Consider the following 16,915-nt stretch of genomic DNA (forward strand, 5'->3'; position numbering starts at 1 on the left):
AGGATAGTTCAGTCTGGGTAGAACAACAGCTCAATCGTGTGGGTTCGAATCCCACTTCCATTTTCGGATGGAATAGCATAAGGGTATTGCACCGAACTGTCCATTCGGACATTCAAAGTTAAGACCTTCTTTAAAAAGGTCATTTGGTAGAAGCTTGCTATCTTTTTATCCTGCTTATGCGCTGTTTTCATGCGACTATGCAATTGATTGATGGCCTGAGATTCCTAAGATGTGGTATTTGAATTTATACTAAAAAGTCGTGACCAATAAGATGGGGTATTTGTTCACCGACTTTTGATTTTAAAAGCGGATACTTGGGCTTTTGAATCCCGCTTGAGGTCAAGGGATAAAAAATAGCAGGTTTTATAATAGCAATAATTAAAATTTAAAAGAATATACAAATGAAAAGAGTACAGATAACTACAGCGGAAATCGGATTGGTTATTAAAAACAATATGGTGGTCCGTGTTTTAAAATCCGGTAACTATTGGTTGGGATTTGGTGAAAAACTGGAGAAATATACAACTACTCATTCATTTCCTTCCGATCGTAATATCGATGTGCTTTTGCAGTTGGCAGGTTTTAGTGAATTGGTTGACATCGTTGAGGTGGGCGATACGGAGATTTGTCTTGTTTTTTTGAATAATAATTTCGAAAAGACGTTAGCCTCCGGCAGACATGTTTTTTGGAAGGAATTGCGTGAACGCAGATTTCAACTGGAAGACATTGCGGAGATTGAGGTTCCGGCATCTTTAAATCGTCAGTTGTTGGAGAAACAGAGTTTGAGCTATTATGTACGTCAGTATAAAATTGAACCAAATGTGAAAGCCCTGCTTTTTGTAGACGGTGTGTTTGTGGATATCTTGAAGTCGGGAACGTATTATTGGTGGAAGAATGCAAAAACCATAGCGATTTCAAAAGCTGATATGCGGGTTTTGACCTTGGAGGTGGTAGGACAGGAGATCTTGTCTAAAGATAAAGCACAGATCAGAATCAATTTCACGCTGCAATATCAGATTGTGGATATTGTCAAAGCACTATTGAATAATAAAGACCACGAGAAGCAATTGTATTCGTTGATGCAGTTGACCCTACGGTCCTATATCGGGCAGATGACGTTAGACGAGCTGATGGAGCGGAAGACTGAAATACAAGGCTATATCTTAGAAAATACATTACAACAGGTTGCGAGCATGGGACTAACACTGTTGACCTGCGGTGTTAAAGATGTTATTTTACCAGGGGATGTGCGGGACATCATGAACCAAGTGTTGATTGCAGAGAAGAGGGCGCAGGCAAATAGCATCATGCGTCGCGAAGAGACCGCTTCGACACGGAGTCTGTTGAATACGGCGAAACTGATGGAAGAAAACAGTATGTTGTTTAAGTTGAAGGAAATGGAATATGTCGAAAAGATCGCAGAAAAGATCAATACGATTTCGGTTTCCGGAAATGGACAGATTGTTGACCAACTCAAACAATTGTTTGTGAAATAAAAGATTATTAAATTGAAAGAGGTGCAGGTAGCAACGTAAAGAGCTGTTGTTACCTGCTTTGGAGGATTTGTAAAACTACTCTATAAATTAGAAAGTAAGAAAATGGAAAATAAGAGAATAAACGGCAATGACTTAATTGCTTTGGGATATAAAGAAAATCATAGCTTGGGAGTAGCACTGAAGATCAACAGTAAAAGACACGGTTTTACGCGGGCAGAAATGCTTGAAAAGTTTAAAGCTGTTTTGGAAAATCCGACCAGCTATTCTGATGATGCTGTTTTCGGAATTTTAGCGAGTGCTCTGCTTGGGCAAGAGGCAATTGACAAGTCATTAATTGTCTTGAACGAAAACCCGGCGGATTATACCATTTACGGTTCGTCTGAAATTGAAACAGGGGCGAAAGCACAGATGAATATCGCCATGAAATTACCAGTTTCGGTTGCCGGAGCATTGATGCCAGACGCCCATCAAGGATACGGATTGCCAATCGGAGGAGTTCTGGCGACAAATAATGCCGTGATCCCTTATGGTGTTGGTGTCGATATTGGCTGTCGCATGGCTTTGTCCATCTTTGATCTACCGGGTTCATTTGTGGAGCACAATATAATGACGCTGAAAGATATTATTCTACGAAACAGTAAATTTGGGGCTGGTAATGGATACCTGAGACATGAACGCGTAGATCATGCTGTACTGGAAAACAAATTATTCAATGAGAATAGTTTACTTTCCTCCTTGAAGGATAAAGCCTGGACCCAATTGGGCTCTTCCGGTGGGGGGAATCATTTTGTGGAATTTGGTATAGTCGAATTTGAGGAAAGAGATGAGGTTTTAAACATTGATAGCGGCAGTTATTTGGGTTTGTTGACACATTCGGGTTCAAGAGGAATGGGCGCTACCCTAGCAGCACATTATACCAAGCTGGCCAAATCCCTGTGTAAGTTACCTTATCAAGCGGAAAATCTGGCTTATTTGGACCTGGATAGCCATGAGGGACAGGAGTATTGGCTGGCCATGAATCTCGCTGGCGATTATGCGTCAGCCTGCCACGAAGTGATCCATGACAAGATCACGTTGGCTTTAGGAGCTGAATTGTTGGCGAAAGTTGAAAATCACCACAATTTTGCATGGAAGGAAACTTGGAATGGTCAAGATGTTATTGTACACCGAAAGGGTGCGACGCCCGCTGCAAAAGGGGTAATGGGGATTATTCCGGGCTCCATGGCGACACCAGGGTTTTTGGTTCGCGGAAAAGGGGAGTCGAATGCTATACAATCGGCATCTCATGGGGCAGGTCGACTGATGAGCCGTACACAAGCGATTAAAACCTTATCTTCCCATGACCTTCATGCGATGCTTAAAGATCAAGGTGTTATGCTGCTTGGTGCAGGGATGGATGAAGCGCCGATGGCCTATAAAGACATCCACACTGTCATGGCTTCACAAAAAGATCTTGTTGATGTCGTGGCAAAATTTTCGCCCAAGATTGTCCGCATGGCAGATGATGGGAGCAGAGAAGACTAATGGCAAGAAAAAGCGGCTCAGATTGATGTCTGAGCCGCTTTCGTATTTAATTTCTTTTGATTACCTGGCCGTCGCCACTTCCTTATAGGTGTATACGTTATAAGGATATAGTTTTTTAGCTAGCGTTTTCGCAATAAAACTGCTGATGAGTAGGGGGGCTAGTAATAAATATCCGGAAGGAACAAGGCTTGCAATAATAAAGATCGCCGTGAAAGGTGCATGTATAGCCGCAGAAAGCATTGCTGCAGCACCAAAAAGGGCAAAATTAATAACCACCAATTGTGTGCCTAGATAATGGTTGCAAAGCTGTGCAAACAAAACGCCTAACAATGCACCTGTAACAATACTGGGGGCAAAAACGCCGCCGTCACCACCAGCACCTAGCGTCAGAGAAGCCACAAAAGGTTTTAAGAGAACAAGCAGGATCAACGGAAGAAAGTAAAGTAAATTGACAGAATCATGCAGACTGCTTTTTAGAACCTCTCCAAGACCATGATAGCTGTCGCCATAGAGTACCGGTAAGAAAAAGATAAATGTTCCAACGGTGATTGCACCCAAGTTGACACGGATAAAATTACTTTTTATGCCTGCAAAATAGGACTTCGCATAAATTACCGTTTTAGTAAAATATAATGCTAAAATCCCGCCAATCAATCCCAAAATAGCGACAAAAGGGATCGCTTGCCATCGCCATGCTTTTACCTCAAATGTAAACAAAGGACTTGCGTCAAGATAATAGACAAATACGGAAGCCAGGGCCATTGAAGTTAGTCCGCTAATGAGCAAGGTCTTGTTATATCTGCGTGCAATTACCTCAAAAGCAAAAAGAAAACCACCCAATGCACTTCCAAACAACAGGGTGACTCCAGCGATTACGCCAGCGCAGATCAACTCGGTTTTGTAAGCCCAAGCTGGATGTAATCGCTTATACGCTTGGTTACCCACCGTGGCTGATGCAACAACTGTAGAAACTTCAACACCGGTTGACCCACCAAAAACTACCGTTAGAAAACCATTGATATAATGTGAAGGAATCTTAAAAAAAGGTAAATGGTCTTTTCTTGTTTCTAGTGTCGTATAAATTTCTTTGATCCCTTTGTTTTTTCTGTTTTGAAAAGCGTATTTCCGTAAGAAGTAAATCGCTGTAATACCTATGCTGGGTAAAACAATAAAAAGTTTGGCATCCCAGGAAGATACACTTTCAAACAATTCTTCCTGTACATAAGCTGTGCTGTGTTTGAGGCTGTATGCCAATACACAACAAACGATACTGACGAGCGCTGAACTTCCAATTAATTTTAGATAGCTATATCGAACAACTTTTTTTCTGTATGTCGTATTGCCTTGCATCATGTTATTCTTTAAATCGACACAAAGGTAAGGGTTATTTAGTTTAAAATAAACGATAAATACCTTAACACATACGTTTTGTTACGATAAAGACCCTAATGAATGCCTATGTATATATCCACCTTTGCATCGTGTGGGTTTTGGGCTTTTTCGCCATATATTTCGAGGTCTGCGGCATACGTTCTGGGTAAATCCGAACGCCATATCCTTTGCCAAGTTTCATAAACGATGCCATCTTCCAAATTTCCTTCTGCTGTAAAATGTCGGTAATGGTTTTCAGCGATATGAATACCGTCCAAGTCTTCGGGTAGTTCTTCAAGATTGCTGACTTTACAGCCTAATAAAGTCGTATAAGGCAATGTGTGATCTTTTTCATATTCGGTATAGATACAATAGAGTTCGCTGGATATCTTGTTGGGAATACGGCTCAACACATCTTCTTTAAAAAAGCGGGCCCAAAGTTCTGGAATGTCTTTCGCCGCCTGCCCATTTTGGTTGCTTGTACGGATGGCAAGACCTATTATACTGAATGAAGGGATTATTTTATTATTCATTTCGCTTAGTTTTCCCCAAAGTTAGATCGGCCAATGACAACCCTATGTCATGACCAAAGGGTTAATGTTGTTTTTTCCAGATTTTATCTACTTGGGACAGATATTCTGCCAAGGCAGCTGAACCATACCAGGGGTAAAACGAAGCTTCTAAGAGGCCGTTTTTTATCGCTGGATCGTTCTCTAAAATATGCTTTGCCGCATCAGTTGAAGCCATGTTATTTAAGATAAAAAGGCCCCGAATGTTGTCGTCATTTTTTCCAAATGGGCCAGCAACAATCAATTGCCCATTTTTTACGAGACGATTGATATTTTCCATGTGACCTTTGAAACATTCATTAATGAATTGTTTGTCTGTTGTTTTATTCTCGCCAGTTTTGAGGAGGACAAAGATGTAGGATTTCATTCCATAATCATCAGCCCCCAATTTTTTTGCGAGCTCTTGATCGTAATTTGGGTTTCCTTCAGTCGTGGTCGGTGCAATTCTGCTCGCATAAAAAGACCTGGCTCTTCCCGATTTTCCTTCCACTACAATGTGAAGTCGGTTTGTGGCGACTGGTGTGTACCGAATGTAATTGGGGAAATCATGGGCCTCATTGATAAACGAATAGGTACTATCCTGATAACTTAGCTCAAAATTGACTTCTTTTCCATGGTTTTGTCCGATGACCAGTGCTGTGTATACAACTTTATCCTTTATTTTGGTCAATTTTAGGTATTCACTGACGATCTTTTGCCCATTTTTCAACGTATAGGAAAGTCCCTTTAATTCGTGTTGATTTATACGATCCCATTGTTCGTATTGCTCTTTATTGTCCACCTTCCATGTCCCTTCCAAGAACGATGGAAAAGATACTTGTGAAAAAAGCGGTTGGGCAGCTCCCCAGCAAAAGAGCAGGGTGGCTATTACAATTGTTTTCATATAGGTTTTAAATTTTGAAGGTTAGGGACTTTTAAAGAAAAAGTATGCAGCGAAATCCACGTGCGGCATAATAGGAGATTGCGCCATTATGATAGGTAAAGACTTGGTTGTAACGTCGGTCACAGAATAAGGCACCTCCAAGCTTGCGGATGGCATCTGGTGTTTGTATCCAGCTGGAAGTTTTTAAATCAAATTCACCTAATTGTTGAAGTTGGCGATATTGTTCTTCATTTAGTAGCTCAGTCCCCATTTTCTTAGCTTCTTCCACAGCATTCCCAATAGGCTTGTTTTCTTTCCTTTCATCCATGGCTCTTTGGTCAAAACAGAGGCTTCTTCTTACTTTGGGACTTTCTTCAGCACAATCCACAAAAGCATACTGTTCTTTGTTTGCATCAATCAGAATAAGGTCGGGTTCGCCAGCGCTCTTTTCCATTTGGAACAAGCTCCACAATTTCTTGGGATTTTCAAGTAATTTATGCGCAACATCATCCCAACTGATCTGTGGATGTCTTTTAGGAAATTTCTGAAACCTTTGTTTTAGTGTTTCAAGTAGCATTGACTGTTCCTGCAGTGTAAGTGAATTTTTCATAACGGTTGTCCTTGTGGTATTAAAATTACGTATTTAAATCAAATGTAATGTAGCTTAATATTACAAATGGATTAAATTCTTTAGTTCAAAATTGAATTAAATTTATATTTTTACGTTCAATTTTTATATAAATATGGCTTCAGGAATATTTGCAATACTAGATGATATTGCAGCGTTGATGGATGATGTAGCAGTGGCGAGCAAAATCGCAACAAAAAAAACTGCTGGAATCTTAGGTGACGATTTAGCGGTAAATGCAGAGAAAGCGACTGGTTTTTTGGCTTCACGTGAGCTCCCAGTTTTATGGGCAATTACAAAGGGTTCGCTGCTCAATAAGTTGATCATTGTACCTATTGCTTTATTACTGAACGTCTTTTTTCCAATTGCCATCAAATATATTTTAATTTTGGGTGGTTTCTACCTTGCTTTTGAAGGTGTTGAAAAGATTATTGAATACCTGTTTCACCGCAAACATGCTACAGAAGAAACGAAAGTAGAGACTGTCGTTGCTGAAAACTCAGTTGCTGTTGAAAAAGCGAAGGTAAAATCGGCTATCACGACAGATTTTATTCTTTCCGTGGAGATCGTCATTATCGCTTTAGGAACAGTTCTTGGAAAAAGCTTGTCCTTACAAATTATTACGGTTTCGGTTGTTGCTTTTTTAGCCACAGTTGGAGTCTATGGTATTGTGGCACTTATCGTTCGGATGGACGATGCGGGTTATAAATTGATTAAAACCTCCCGTGAGAAAGGCCCTGTAGCGAGTTTAGGTCGTTTTTTAGTCCGCGCACTGCCTTTTGTTATCAAGTTATTGGCTGTGGTTGGTACATTTGCTTTAATTTTAGTTTCAGGCGGAATATTTGCGCATTATATTGATTTCTTACATCACGCGCTACCCGCTCTGCCAAGCATGCTAAAAGAGCTGTTATTTGGCCTAGGTGGAGGCATAATTGTGGTGATTTTATTTACGATCGGCAAAATGCTGTTTAAAAAGAAAAAATAACCTTATACTGATCATTGATGATCAGCAACCAAAAAGGCAACAGATAGATCTGTTGCCTTTTTTGGTTGCTGATGTTTAAATTATATCTGTTGCCTCTGCCGCAGCATCTATTTCCACACGTTCGCCTTTTGTATTAATCAAAATTACATCGTCCGAATCCGCTAATGAAACAGAAGCCACGCCATCGCTGAACGAGGTAGCTCCACTGTATATAAATGGTATTGCAACTTTTCCCTGACCATCTAAATACCCATACTTTCCACCTTTGCTTGCAAGGAAAAGATTGGGTTCTTCGGTAATTGAAATCAAATCGTAGTCGGGCGCAACGATTTTATTGGTCTTAATATCAGTAAGATTATACTTGTCGTTTTCAATGCTGACGAAATGCGTTGCATTGTTTTCAGAAATAAAGCTATACGTTGCCGGGACAATTATTTTACCCGCTTGATTCAATATGCCATATTTATCTTTCACTTGAAATACAGCATAGCCCCCGTTAATGAATGATATCATATCATAATTTGCTGGGATCAAAATTTTACCAGACTTATCCATGACCCCATATTTTTCGTTTAGTCCAAAAACCAGTTGGCCAAGATGGTCATCGTAACCTAAATAATCGTATCGGAAGGGGAGGATTGGTTTACCGGTGAGATTAATGGCACCATATTTTTCATCTTTATATTGAACTATACTCAGGTCGCCAACAAATGGAGCAATGTAAAGGTATTGTGCTGGCACAATTGTTTTTTCATCGCCGTCTTTTACCCCCAAAAGGCTAGTTGCAGCATCTTCAAATAAATAGAGATTTTCAGCAATCTGGTTGCTATCTTCCGCATCCTCTTCGTCATCATAAATGGATGCTACTTGTTCATAATCCTCAGGTACAATAAAATCCTTTTCGTCCAGTTGGCTATCGGTGATGTTCTGCGCAATCATATTCATGCCAAGCGGTGTTGTTAGCTGCAGCACAGCCCCAGGTATTTTTTTGAACAGATCAAAGCCCTCCCAATAGGCGACTGGCAGTTTATCGCTATACCAAATCGATAGGGTACTGTTTTCCGCGTTATCTTCCGAAATAGGAATTTCTACCTGCGCTAGTTTGCAGGGATAACCAGCGATCATTTTCGTCTGGTTTGGGACGAGTTTGATCGCATGTGAGCTAAGCTCATTTTCTTTCACGACATATTTTGCCAGTCCTGGGTATAATATAACCGATTGCTCTTCATTTTTTTTAACGAGAAAGATGGACTCTTCGCCGTCTCCGGAAGCCGATACAACTTTTATTTTATCATTGTTAACATAAGCTTCGTAGACAGAAACTGGAACTGCTTGCGCTTCTTCGCTGGGATCGACGGAATAGGTAATGGCATAGTTGATCTTGAATGCTTTATTGATTTGTGCAAACGACATGCTGCTGGCCGCCAAGATAGCTACGAACGATAGGGATATTTTTTTCATCTTCTTAAACTTTGAAAGACAAATATCCTGATTCAATGTAAGGTGTTATATCCCTGAAATCCGTTATTTAATGATAAATCGAAATCGAGCCGATCTCATGCAACGATCTTCAGGCCCTTATCAAACCCCATTCTGAGATTTAATCGATGGCCAACTGATATTTAAGCAATAGTCCAGGCAGCTGTTCCCGACCAAATTTACTTTTTTTCATGCGATTGGCCTCGGGATCGAGCTGGATGTTGATGGAGGACCGAAAATCACAGCCTTCGAGATTGCTTTGTATAAAACGGGCATTTAACAAATTCGCTTTTCTAAACACCGCCTGTTGCAGATTAGCTCGTTCAAAATCCACATGTTGCAACGAACAGTGATCAAACTGAAATTTCTTTATATTTCGTTCAAAAAAAGAGGAGTAATCCAATACCGAGTTGCTGAAATTAACATGAAAGGAAAATGAACTACATTCATTAAAGTGTATACCTAGCATTTTGCAGTCATTAAAGACAACATGATCTAGTTGTGTGCCCTTCAGACTGACGTTGGAAAGATTACACGATTTAAATTCACAATTTGTGAAAATGAGGTCTAACAGTTCCGCGCTCTGAAAATCACATTGCTCAAAGGTGCATTTGTAGAATTCCTGAACTTGTTTCAGTTCAGGAGTCCATGTTTGTTTCGTGATTGTTTGTTCGATAAGTTCTTTCATTCTGTATGCTGTTGGCATTGATCTTAGCGAAAATAAACAATTCTCCCGAATGATTTTACTTTAAAATGAAGTGAATGCGCTACATCCGATTATATGCAAAATACCTGATTTCAGGGATAAAAAGGGTAATTTTTTCCAACTATATTTGGCATAGCCATAAAACATAATTCTGGGGGCAAGACTGAAGTATTGTAGAACTCTGGTAGGTTTTAATATAGTTGTTAAAGGGCACTCTATAGAGTGCCCTTTACTTTTTTAGCTATTTCGATTCTTCAATTTGCCGAATATTAGTTGTTTTTTAAATATTGCCGTAGCACATATTGCAGAATACCGTCATTCTTAAAATACTCGATTTCAATGGCAGAATCGAGTCTTGCTTTCACTTGAAATGTGGTTGTTTTTCCATTGTCATGCACCGCCTTTACCGAGAGGAGTTTATGGGGTGTTAAATCGTTCGCAAGTCCCGTGATGCTATAGACTTCTGTTCCATCTAGTCCTAATTTCTCTGCATTTTCGTCATTGATAAACACAAGTGGTGCTACCCCCATACCGACAAGATTACTTCGGTGAATACGCTCAAAACTTTCAGCAATAACCGCCCGTACGCCGAGCAGGAATGTTCCCTTTGCAGCCCAATCTCTTGAGGAGCCCGAACCATACTCTTTTCCTGCCAGCACAATGAGTGCAGTGTTGTTTTTTCGATATTCCATTGCGGTTTCATATACCGTCTTCACCTCATTGCTTGGGAAATAACGGCTAAATCCACCTTCACGATCAGTAATTTTGTTTTTAATACGCACATTGGCAAATGTTCCACGCATCATAACTTCGTGGTTCCCACGTCTAGATCCATACGAATTAAAATCTTCTTTACTTACCTGATGTGCGCTGAGGTATTGCCCAGCCGCAGTTTCTTCTTTGAATGACCCTGCAGGTGAGATATGATCCGTTGTAACCGAATCACCAAGATAAAGTAACACCCTTGCATTTTGGATGTCTTGTATCGGATTTGGTACAGCCTGTAAATTTTCAAAAAAAGGTGATTCTTTAATGTAGGTAGACGTGTTGTCCCACTGGTAATTTTGATCCAGATTCACTTCAAGTTCTTGCCAGTCTGTTGAACCATCGAAGATGACATCATAAACTTCTTGAAAATCCGATTGTTTGACGCAGGCATTGACGGTTTCCATAATATCCTCGCGGCTCGGCCAAATATCTTTCAGATATACGGGCTCACCATTCGGGTCGTAGTCGAGCGGCTCCTTCAAAAGATTAATATCAACTCTTCCGACTAACGCATAGGCAACAACAAGCATCGGCGACATTAAAAAGTTCATTTTTACCTGAGGATGCACACGCGCCTCAAAATTTCGGTTACCAGACAATACCGATGCGACAATGAGTTCACCTTTTTCCACTGCCTCTGCTATTTGTGGTGGAAGAGGACCCGAGTTTCCAATACAGGAGGTACAACCGTAACCCACCGTGTGAAAACGCAGGGCATCGAGATCAGCACTAAGTCCTGATCTTTCAAGGTATTGTGTAACGACTTTTGAACCAGGGGCTAAGGAGGTCTTTACCCAGGATTTGGTCCGCAGTCCACGCTCGATAGCGTTACGGGCCAATAATCCTGCGCCGATCATCACAGTAGGGTTCGACGTATTGGTACAGCTTGTTATGGCGGCAATGGCAATACTGCCATCACTGACAATATATTCTTTATGATTGTGCTTGATGCGCACAGCATGAATAGACTCTTGGATAACTTCATGCGGTGAATCATGTTCAATAGGTACCTTACCAAAGGTAAACTCCGTACCAGACCCGCCGTCGGCAAGCCAAGCAGATTCCGATCGCTGTAGAACAGGGATATACTGTCGATGGTGTTCGCTATCCAAGAGATGTGAAAATGTAGTTTTTAGATCTTTCACAAGAATTTTATCCTGAGGTCGCTTAGGGCCGGATACAGTTGGCTCCAGACTTGATAAATTGAATTCAACAACCGACGAATATTGAATTTCTTCCTTGCCTGTCCGCCAAAGTAAATTGCTTTTACAATAATCTTCAACAATTTTAATCTGTTCGGCACTTCGATTGGTGCTATGCATGTATTCAAGGGTTCGGTCATCGATCGGAAAATAGGTAACCGTACAGCCGAATTCTGGTGACATATTGGATATTGTCGCACGATCTGTCACCGAAAGGCTGTCCAATCCATCGCCAAATACTTCAACAAATTTGCCCACAACACCTGTATCACGAAGTATTTTTGTGATGGAAAGAACCATGTCCGTCGCGGTGCATGTCGCTGGTATTTTGCCCGTAAGTTTAAGGCCGATAACCTCGGGGCAGGTGAAAAAGATGGGTTGTCCAAGCATGGCTGCCTCGGCCTCAATACCACCAACTCCCCAACCTAATACACCAATACCATTGACCATTGGTGTATGCGAATCTGTCCCTACTAATGTGTCAGGAAAAAGCCAATTGTCACGTTCAATGACTCCTTTGGCAAGATATTCCAAGTTGACCTGATGGCAGATACCCATACCTGGGGGAACAACGGTAAAATTTTTTAATCCTTTCTGTGCCCATTTAAGGAGTTCATAACGCTCACGGTTGCGTTCATATTCCAACTCGACATTCTTGTCATACGAGTACTGTGTACCAAAGTAGTCGACCTGAACGGAATGATCAATGACCAGATCCACCGGGATAGCAGGATTTATTTTTTGTCCATCCTTGCCATGACGGATAAATTCGGCACGTAGTGATGCCATATCGACTACAGCAGGTACTCCGGTGAAATCCTGCATTAAAATTCTGGCCGGTTTGAAGGGGATATCTTTGTCAACAGGTTGTGGAGTCCAATGAATCAGGGTATTGACATGCTCGTCTGTGATACTGAATCCATCATGGTTTCGCAATACATTTTCCAGTAGTATCCGGATGCTGAACGGTAGGTGCATAACATTACCTTGAGGGAGATCTTTAATAGAACTATACTGGTAAACTTTGCCGTTAATTTCAATTTCTTGTATTGATTTCTCTTTGCTCATATTCATTTACTTATTTTCATACTATATAATATACATATCCCTAAATTTGTTTGTAATATCTTTTACACTTACCTTTTCGCTTTCGTATTCTAACACCGAATTTTAAACCTCCATTGCCGCTGAAAAATCCGTTAAAAAAACGCGTGAAAAAATTCGATTAATTTTCTGCTATAAAAGCAATCAAATTAGGATACAAACGTTATGGTAATGTTTAAGCTTAGTTAAAGTGTTATATGACAAAAAAAGTAAATTATAGTCTCCTTTTATTGGTTAGTTTGTTGTTTTGCAATCCATTTTTGGTTAAAGCAAGCAAGCATTGTGTGGTCGAGGAGGAGAATAAGAGCAGAACCGAAGGATACAATCTTAGTTTTAGGGACAGTAAAAACAATATATTGAGCCTAAACCAGCTCAAAGGAAAAGTTGTGGTTATTAATTTATGGGCGACATGGTGTCCACCATGTCTTGCTGAGATGCCTTCCTTGGATCAACTCTATAAGGACTTTAAGGGCAACGATGCTATTGTTATTTTGGCTGTCGATATCGATGGAAATCTTAGCGCTTCGCGGAAGTTTATGGCGAAAAGAAAATATAGTCTACCGGTCTATCAATTAAATTCGGCTTTACCCAAAGAATTGAGTACCACAAGCATACCAACAACGATTATTTTGGATAAGGCTGGTAAGCTGGTCATTAAACACGTAGGTGGAATGAACTTTGGGTCGCAGAAATTCAGAAAATCCCTATTGGATTTAAGCAAGGAATAGCTTTTGGTCTTGGAGACTATAACAATATAATGGAAGATAATTTATGTTTCATTTAGCATTTATGGCATTTTCTTGCTAATTTTGCATGCTAATTGTATAAGGAGAAATTATCTATGCCGGTCAAACTTCCTAATAACCTTCCTGCCATTGAGCTGTTGAAAAAGGAGAATATATTTGTCATGAGTGATTTAAGAGCAAATGAGCAGGATATCAGACCGCTTCGTGTTTTGGTACTGAACTTAATGCCGCTTAAAATTACGACAGAGACAGATTTTATTCGTTTGCTGTCAAATAATCCTTTGCAGGTGGAAATGGAATTTTTGCGACTTGAAACGCATGTTTCAAAGAATACCCCCGAAGAGCATTTGGAAATGTTTTACAAGAGCTTGACCGAGGTTAAGGAGAATTTCTACGACGGAATGATTATTACGGGGGCTCCAGTTGAAATGGTTGCTTTTGAGGAAGTGACCTACTGGGATGAAATTCAGACCATCTTCGACTGGGCAAGGACCCATGTAACATCAAGTTTGTATATCTGTTGGGCGTCTCAAGCTGCATTGTATCATTTCTATGGTGTAGAGAAGAAGCCATTAACGGAAAAACTTTTTGGTGTATTTAAGCACACTGCGTTAAACAAAAGACATCCTTTATTCCGTGGATTTGACGATGAGTTCTTTATACCGCACAGCCGCCATACAACAATTGAGAAGGATGATCTCCTGGTAAAAGAGGGTTTAGAAATTCTTTCAGAATCGCCAGAAGCCGGTATTGCTATCGTTTCTTCACGCGGGGGACGCGAGTTTTATTTGACGGGACATTCAGAATATGCTCCTTTTACACTGGATGAAGAGTATAAAAGAGACTTAGAAAAAGGGCAGGAGATTGCTATGCCGGCAAATTATTATGTTGATGACAACCCCGAAAATCGCCCTCTGGTGCGCTGGACAAGTCATGCGAATCTTCTTTTCAATAATTGGTTGAATTACTTTGTGTATCAAGAAACTCCTTTTGATCTAAAAGACGTGGTTTATTTAGGCGAAATCAAACAAGGATAATTTAATTCCTTCAAACAAAAACAGCTAAAAGAGTATTCTATTCATATGAAGTGATTAAATATGAAAAAGACTGCTTTAATAGTTTGTCCTGTTTTTTCAGTTTTTTTATTGAAAGCACAGGTTACCCTGGAAGAGAATCAAAAGCTTAAAGAAGCGAATGGGACGTTATGGTATGCTAATCCGTGGATTTGGATTGCCGGTGTCGCACTGTTTCTACTGATTTTTATCCTTGTACTACGTAAATCAACACGCAATAAAACCAAGACTTAATTATCCCCATTAATTTTAGTTGCGATTAGAATCCCAATTGTTGCATTAACAATAGAAGAACTTTGCTTAAGTTTGTGTATAGCGATAGACAAACTAAATTTTTATATGAAGAAAAATCTACTTTTAGCAGCTTTGTTGACCTGCGGCTCATTGGCGGGCCAAGCGCAAAACAACGCAATCAATGTGAGTTACATGGACAAGAGTGTTCGTCCTCAAGATGACTTTTATAATTTTGTGAATGGACACTGGATGAAAACAGTCAAAATACCCTCTGATAAAGCACGTTGGGGTTCTTTCGACGAATTGCGTGAAAACACCGATATTGCTACGTTGAAGGTCTTGCAAGAATCGCTAACTGGACAATTCCAAAAGGGTACAGACAATCAGAAGATAGGTGATTTGTATAAATCATTTGTGGATATGAAAACACGTAATAAACTTGGTTTAGAACCTGTTAAACCTTATCTTGCTAAAATTGCAGCAATTAAAAATTTTGATGATTTATACAACTATCTTGTTGAGGTAGCACCGATTGGTGGAAATCCTTTTTTTAGTGGCTATGTATATGCGCATCTTAAAAATTCCGATGTTAATACAGTATACCTCGGCGGAGGAAGTCTGGGGCTTGGACGTTCTTATTATCAAGTAAAAGATAAGAAGAACGAAGAAACGTTAACGGATTATTCAAATTATATTTCTGCACTTTATGCTAAATCAGGCCAAATTACGAAGGATTTAAAAGGTCCAAAAATTGTCGCCTTTGAAAAGCAGCTGGCGGCAAACCTTAAAACCGTTGAGCAATCACGCGATGCAAATGGGCGATATAATCCGATCGCTGTAGCCGATCTAAAAAAGATTGTGAAAAACGTCGATATTGCAAAGTACCTAAAGGATGTCGGTTTTAAGGCTGATACTGTTATTGTACCGGAAATAAAGTATTACGAAAATTTGGATCGGGTTTTCAACCCTGAAAATCTACCGGTGATCAAAGAGCTATTGACATTTCATATTTTAAATAATGCAGCGTCATATACTACACAGGAGTTAAATGATCTGTATTTTGATTTCTGGGGTCGTAAGTTAAAAGGACAAAAGGAGCAGCGTGCTCTGGACAAGCGCGGTGTGGAATTTGTCAATTCGATCGCAGGTGAGTTATTAGGGAAATTGTATGTGAAAGAAAACTTCCCTCCAAAGGCCAAAGCTGAAGCGGAAGAGCTTGTAAGCCACCTCGTTAAATCTTTCGGGCAGCATATCAAGGGATTGACTTGGATGTCGGATGAAACGAAAGTAAAGGCATTGGACAAACTGACTAAGTTTAAAGTTAAAATTGGTTACCCGGATAAATGGAAAGATTTTAGCAAACTTGATGTTGGGACATCGTTGTATGAAAATGTATTAGCTTCGAGTAAATGGGCATTTTACCAGAATTTGGCGAAACAAGATAAGCCAGTGGACAAATCTGAATGGGGGATGACTCCACAGACTGTGAACGCTTACTATAGTCCACTGTTTAATGAGATTGTCTTTCCAGCAGCGATTCTTCAGCCGCCATTCTATGATTATAAAGCTGATGCTGCAGTTAATTTCGGCGGTATTGGTGCGGTAATTGGTCACGAACTTTCGCACGGATTTGACGACCAGGGTGCGAAATACGATGGGAATGGAAACCTGAACAATTGGTGGAGCGACAGTGATAAGGCGAAATTTGAAGCAGCGGCTGATGCTTTGGTACGTCAGTTTGAGTCCTACGAACCTGTACCAGGTGTTTTTGTGAACGGTCGCTTTACATTAGGGGAGAATATTGGGGATTTAGGTGGCTCATCAGTGGCTTTTGATGCATTGCAACTCTATCTGAACGATAAGGGAAATCCTGGTTTAATAGATGGTTTTACACAGGACCAGCGCTTTTTCCTTTCCTGGGCAACGATTTGGAGAACGAAAACTACCGATGAGTTTGTGGTCAATCAAGTAAAAACTGATCCACATTCTCCAGCACAGTACCGTGCTTTTGCCCCAATCATTAACCTAGATGCTTTCCATAAGGCTTGGGATACAAAGAACGGCGACAAAATGTTTGTTCCGGTCGATAAACGTATCAAAATTTGGTAGGTTTCAGGCATGTTTAATGAAAAACGGGTGTATCTCACATGAGCATACACCCGTTTTTC

At 40.3% G+C, this 16,915-nt stretch carries 15 protein-coding genes; 7 read left to right on the forward strand and 8 right to left on the reverse strand.

Going from position 1 to position 16,915, the window contains the following annotated elements; translation table 11 throughout:
- Positions 1–8 precede the first annotated feature (8 nt).
- Positions 9–191, reverse strand: coding sequence for a hypothetical protein (locus tag B4Z90_RS09095; RefSeq protein WP_046673477.1), 183 nt, complete (start codon positions 189–191; stop codon positions 9–11).
- Positions 192–401: 210 nt separating this feature from the next.
- Between B4Z90_RS09095 and B4Z90_RS09100 the strand changes: the two genes are divergently transcribed.
- Both B4Z90_RS09100 and B4Z90_RS09105 read left to right on the forward strand, forming a co-directional pair.
- Positions 402–1,496, forward strand: coding sequence for a slipin family protein (locus B4Z90_RS09100; protein ID WP_286802015.1), 1,095 nt, complete (start codon positions 402–404; stop codon positions 1,494–1,496).
- 102 nt (positions 1,497–1,598) lie between these two features.
- Positions 1,599–3,020 carry an RtcB family protein gene (locus B4Z90_RS09105; RefSeq protein WP_070563998.1) on the forward strand — a complete coding sequence of 474 codons (1,422 nt, stop codon included), beginning with the start codon at positions 1,599–1,601 and terminating at the stop codon, positions 3,018–3,020.
- A 60-nt stretch (positions 3,021–3,080) separates the two neighbouring features.
- Here B4Z90_RS09105 and B4Z90_RS09110 read toward each other — a convergent pair whose 3' ends face one another.
- From B4Z90_RS09110 to B4Z90_RS09125, 4 genes are all read right to left on the reverse strand, one after another.
- A complete protein-coding gene (locus B4Z90_RS09110) occupies positions 3,081–4,373 on the reverse strand; it encodes a chloride channel protein (protein WP_236560203.1) in 1,293 nt (430 codons plus the stop codon).
- Between the two features lie 92 nt (positions 4,374–4,465).
- The gene (locus tag B4Z90_RS09115) at positions 4,466–4,924 is read right to left on the reverse strand and encodes a GyrI-like domain-containing protein (RefSeq protein WP_046673474.1); all 459 of its coding nucleotides are present in this window, start codon (positions 4,922–4,924) and stop codon (positions 4,466–4,468) included.
- A 61-nt stretch (positions 4,925–4,985) separates the two neighbouring features.
- Positions 4,986–5,843, reverse strand: a complete 858-nt coding sequence (locus B4Z90_RS09120) for a DUF6265 family protein (RefSeq protein ID WP_286802016.1) — start codon at positions 5,841–5,843, stop codon at positions 4,986–4,988.
- A gap of 31 nt (positions 5,844–5,874) precedes the next feature.
- Complete coding sequence (locus B4Z90_RS09125) at positions 5,875–6,432, reverse strand: DUF4256 domain-containing protein (protein WP_286802017.1); 558 nt, start codon at positions 6,430–6,432, stop codon at positions 5,875–5,877.
- Between the two features lie 133 nt (positions 6,433–6,565).
- Between B4Z90_RS09125 and B4Z90_RS09130 the strand changes: the two genes are divergently transcribed.
- Positions 6,566–7,435: a DUF808 domain-containing protein gene (locus B4Z90_RS09130; RefSeq protein WP_112374105.1), complete on the forward strand. Its 870-nt coding sequence runs from the start codon at positions 6,566–6,568 to the stop codon at positions 7,433–7,435.
- Positions 7,436–7,510: 75 nt separating this feature from the next.
- Here the strand turns inward: B4Z90_RS09130 and B4Z90_RS09135 are convergent, their stop codons facing one another.
- The 3 genes from B4Z90_RS09135 to acnA form a co-directional block, all read right to left on the reverse strand.
- Positions 7,511–8,896 carry a WG repeat-containing protein gene (locus B4Z90_RS09135; RefSeq protein WP_286802019.1) on the reverse strand — a complete coding sequence of 462 codons (1,386 nt, stop codon included), beginning with the start codon at positions 8,894–8,896 and terminating at the stop codon, positions 7,511–7,513.
- Positions 8,897–9,035: 139 nt separating this feature from the next.
- Positions 9,036–9,602, reverse strand: a complete 567-nt coding sequence (locus tag B4Z90_RS09140) for a pentapeptide repeat-containing protein (RefSeq protein ID WP_070564014.1) — start codon at positions 9,600–9,602, stop codon at positions 9,036–9,038.
- 287 nt (positions 9,603–9,889) lie between these two features.
- On the reverse strand, positions 9,890–12,658 hold the full coding sequence (gene acnA, locus B4Z90_RS09145) for an aconitate hydratase AcnA (protein ID WP_286802021.1): 2,769 nt from the start codon (positions 12,656–12,658) through the stop codon (positions 9,890–9,892).
- A gap of 233 nt (positions 12,659–12,891) precedes the next feature.
- Here acnA and B4Z90_RS09150 point away from each other — a divergent pair, with 233 nt between their 5' ends.
- The 4 genes from B4Z90_RS09150 to B4Z90_RS09165 all read left to right on the forward strand — a co-directional run bounded on the left by B4Z90_RS09150 (position 12,892) and on the right by B4Z90_RS09165 (position 16,856).
- Entirely contained in the window at positions 12,892–13,422 is a 531-nt protein-coding gene (locus B4Z90_RS09150; protein ID WP_070564020.1) for a TlpA family protein disulfide reductase, read from the forward strand.
- 113 nt (positions 13,423–13,535) lie between these two features.
- Entirely contained in the window at positions 13,536–14,477 is a 942-nt protein-coding gene (gene metA, locus B4Z90_RS09155; protein WP_112374108.1) for a homoserine O-acetyltransferase MetA, read from the forward strand.
- Positions 14,478–14,537: 60 nt separating this feature from the next.
- Positions 14,538–14,747 (forward strand): hypothetical protein, encoded by a 210-nt coding sequence (locus B4Z90_RS09160; protein ID WP_046673330.1) that lies wholly within the window; start codon positions 14,538–14,540, stop codon positions 14,745–14,747.
- Between the two features lie 105 nt (positions 14,748–14,852).
- Positions 14,853–16,856 carry a M13 family metallopeptidase gene (locus tag B4Z90_RS09165; protein WP_286802022.1) on the forward strand — a complete coding sequence of 668 codons (2,004 nt, stop codon included), beginning with the start codon at positions 14,853–14,855 and terminating at the stop codon, positions 16,854–16,856.
- The last annotated feature ends 59 nt before the right edge of the window (positions 16,857–16,915 follow it).

Origin of the sequence: Sphingobacterium sp. UBA5639 (genome assembly GCF_002421245.1) — a bacterium.
In the GTDB taxonomy this organism is placed as follows: Bacteria; Bacteroidota; Bacteroidia; order Sphingobacteriales; family Sphingobacteriaceae; genus Sphingobacterium; species Sphingobacterium multivorum.